Origin of the sequence: uncultured Algibacter sp., assembly GCF_947495925.1 — a bacterium.
In the GTDB taxonomy this organism is placed as follows: domain Bacteria; phylum Bacteroidota; class Bacteroidia; order Flavobacteriales; family Flavobacteriaceae; genus Algibacter_E.
Genome location: NZ_CANMAU010000019.1, coordinates 1 through 3,338, shown reverse-complemented (window position 1 = coordinate 3,338; position 3,338 = coordinate 1). Strand labels below are relative to the sequence as shown.

5 protein-coding genes are annotated in these 3,338 nt (G+C 29.4%); all 5 read right to left on the bottom strand.

Annotation, left to right across the window (positions count from 1 at the left end; genetic code table 11):
• Positions 1–186: 186 nt before the first annotated feature.
• Positions 187–855 carry a hypothetical protein gene (locus tag Q0857_RS16775; protein WP_298538037.1) on the bottom strand — a complete coding sequence of 223 codons (669 nt, stop codon included), beginning with the start codon at positions 853–855 and terminating at the stop codon, positions 187–189.
• Between the two features lie 160 nt (positions 856–1,015).
• Positions 1,016–1,600 carry a hypothetical protein gene (locus tag Q0857_RS16770; protein WP_298538034.1) on the bottom strand — a complete coding sequence of 195 codons (585 nt, stop codon included), beginning with the start codon at positions 1,598–1,600 and terminating at the stop codon, positions 1,016–1,018.
• 155 nt (positions 1,601–1,755) lie between these two features.
• Positions 1,756–2,259: a hypothetical protein gene (locus Q0857_RS16765; protein ID WP_298538032.1), complete on the bottom strand. Its 504-nt coding sequence runs from the start codon at positions 2,257–2,259 to the stop codon at positions 1,756–1,758.
• Positions 2,260–2,423: 164 nt separating this feature from the next.
• Positions 2,424–2,882 carry a hypothetical protein gene (locus Q0857_RS16760; protein ID WP_298538030.1) on the bottom strand — a complete coding sequence of 153 codons (459 nt, stop codon included), beginning with the start codon at positions 2,880–2,882 and terminating at the stop codon, positions 2,424–2,426.
• Positions 2,879–3,250 (bottom strand): hypothetical protein, encoded by a 372-nt coding sequence (locus Q0857_RS16755; protein ID WP_298538028.1) that lies wholly within the window; start codon positions 3,248–3,250, stop codon positions 2,879–2,881. The genes Q0857_RS16760 and Q0857_RS16755 overlap by 4 nt, the downstream gene beginning before the upstream one ends.
• Positions 3,251–3,338: the final 88 nt, after the last annotated feature.

Below are 3,338 nucleotides of genomic sequence, written 5' to 3'. Positions count from 1 at the left end.
AATTAGTAAAATCGAAATTATTATTAAATATCTTTTTTTCAATTCGGATTTTGGTTTTTCTTAAATGTTTGCCAACGGTCTCGTATAAGAATAGTTGCGGTTTTGTGTGCGAGGATTTTCCGCAGGAAAATCAGACGTAACAAAATTGCAACTACCTTTGGTTAAGCACTAATCTAGCAATTATTTTTATACATTGTTGCCAGTAGTTTTTTTATTTTTAAATATCATTTTCAAATCCGCAGATAGATAAAATCCGACAAATCCAAAAGTTCCCAAAGCTAAAATGTATTGTCCATTCGGAATTATTAGAAAAATGTTAAGCCCGATTAAAAACAGACAGAACGGATACGTAAATAATCTGATTAATATATTTTTCAGAGACCATTCCTTTTCTGGTTTCTTTTCCTCAACTTCTATGTCTAAAATCTCAAATATTTCGTCAAGTTGGTTTTGTTTTTCGAATAGGTATAGTTTTCTAAAAACTGTAACAAAAATCAATAAGAAAACCGAAACAATTAAAATTGGTAACCAATTTTCCAAAAAGTCAAAATCGATTGAGAAATTGTTAAAAACAAAGTAGAGAATTCCGATTGTAAATATTCCAACGATTGTTTTTCCTATTGGATTTAATTTGTCCTTAATGTTTGTCAGATGATTATTCGCGTTTAATTCAAACGTGAAAATTGGATAAAAAGCCACATTCCACATACTTTGATTCCATACTTTTATTTCATTCCGAGCAATTTCTCCTTTTGGTCTAAAATCACGAGAAAAAACATTCCATAAATGATTAAGAAAAGTGTTTTCTTTTCTCAATTCAATTAGCTTTTCTTTGTCTTTTTTTGTGATTTCCAATGGTTTTTTCAAATTACTGGCAACGTTGTTGTATATGGAAAGTTGCGTGTTTGTGTGCGAGGATTTTCCGAAGGAAAATCGGAAGCTAGCAAACAAAGCAACTCACATTGGTTTAGGGTAAAACTAGCAATTTTTTATATACGGTGTTGTGCATAGTTTTTTATTTTTTATTCTGAATCTCAAATGTCTTTAACGATTGTATTAAAATCGACATGTTTTTCTTTAAATCCGTGGTTTGTGAAGCAGATGCCGTTAAATTATAAAAGACTCCTTCAATTCCACTATCTAAAATAAAACTGATTATTTCAGATTCTCCATATCTGCCTGTGTCCGATTTCGTATGAAAGAAATAGGATTTTTTATTTAGGATTTCGGTATAACCAGATTCAATTAGTTTTCCATTCTGCGGATTATTTTCCATTAAATTTAGGAAATATTCAAATTCAGCTTTTAGGTCTTTGTTTTCTCCCAAACTTTTAAGTTTTTGAATAGAAATTATATCAACAAAACCATCTTTGTCTAATTCAGAAACTGCATCTATCCCTAAAATGATACTTTCGGCTTCATATGTTTCGACTTTCCATTCCCAATTTTTTGGAATAAAAATTGAAAAGTCATTATTAGGATATGTTATTTTTTGTTTCGCAAATTTTACAGGATAATTTGAATATTTTTCCAATGTAATTTGCTTATTTGAACAAGAAATAATTAAAATAAAAATTATAAATTTTCCTATGAATTTCATTTTCTCAAATTATGCACAACGGTCTCGTATAACCGTCAGTTACGGGATTAAAGTTAATGATTTTCGGTTAAGCAATGACGTTAGCAATTCCGAGTGGATTCGGACGTAGTCGAATCCGCCGTAATTGCGGTTATACATTGTTGTGCAACGTATTTTTACATTTTCCGTTTCAATTTCCTAAAACAGTATTTATAATCAAATATTTTATTCAAGTCGCAAATCAATTCTTTAGCTTTCTTTTTTTCGAAGACAGGAACAAAACAACTCATAATTCCGAAATCCTTTGTTTTAAAAAACAACTCCAGATACAATTCCGTTTCGTTTGATTTAAAAACTTGGTCAGAACATAAATCAAAGTATTCATTTTCAATTTCCACATACAATTTATTCAATAAATTATGCTTTTTTAGAATTCCGATAATTTCTCCGTTTTTCTTTTCGTCCGTTGGAATGTCAATGCAGAAATTCAACTCAGGATTCTCAACAATCACGTCTTTAGTAAATCCAATATAAAAGTCTGAATTTGGTAAAATCAGAGTTGTATTTAAGGATTCCGATGAGTTTTCTAATTCCGTCAGAATTTTTTTATAATCCAAATTATTTTGAGAAAATGACTGATTAAAAGTCAGAAATAATATTGCAAAAATTAATATTCTCATTCGGTTTTCATATGTTGCACAACGGTTTGTGTAAGGATAGTTGCGTGATTAAGCAACTAACTTAGCAAAAATGGAACGAACCAGAGGAAAATCCGCAGGATTTTCCGAGTAGGCTAGAACCAAGCAATTATTTTTACACGGTGTTGGCAATAGTATTTTTATTTTCAATCAAAGAAATGAACATATGAATAAGTCATTCCATTTTCTTTATTAGTCCACAAATAATATTCACTAAAAGTATGGTCCAAAAAATTATTCTTATAATAAATTCGGTCAACGTTTTTATTAGGTAAATCAAACCAACTTGGTGGACTCGCATCTTTTGCCAAATCCTCAATTATAACTCCAAATTTCAAATTATTACTTTCAACAATATTCAAAGTTTGGTCGTTTGCAATAATTTTTTCCAAAACTATGGAGTTATAAGTAAATGACATATACTGAACTTGAAAATCAAAATATCCTCGATTTTTGAGTTTTATTTTTTCAATAGATTCAGGTGGTTTGAATCCAAAGTTATCTTCGAAAGATGAAATGAGTTTTTCACGATTTTGTGATTCATAAGCACAACCAGAACATAATAAGAGAATAATAATATATAGATAAATAAAATGTTTTTTCATTCCCTTAAACTTTCATTCATAGATTTCAGAGTGTCAATTTTTGGCATTTCTGTAATTTTAGATTCTCCGTCTATTGAGTAAAATTCTAATTCAGTCGGTATTTGGTCAGTTCCGAATACAGATACTCCAATTAATTCTCCGTTTTTACCTTTTCCAGCGTAATCTATTATTAAATTTCCTTTTTGAATTTCCGAGTCAAATGTTTTTCCAAAAATTATAGTAGGACATTTTCCGCAACCACATCTCGCAATAACTTTTAGATTTCCGATTAAATTAGTCCAGTCCGATTTTTCCTTTCTAAACAAATATGTCAGAAATTCAATTTCAGATTTGGTCAATTCTCTTTTGTCAGAAATGCTGTATTTCATTAAGCAATTTGTTCGTTTTTTATTTTGTTATTCAGTTTAATCCATTCTGGATTACTCTTAATTTCTATTATTTCCACTTTAATTTCTG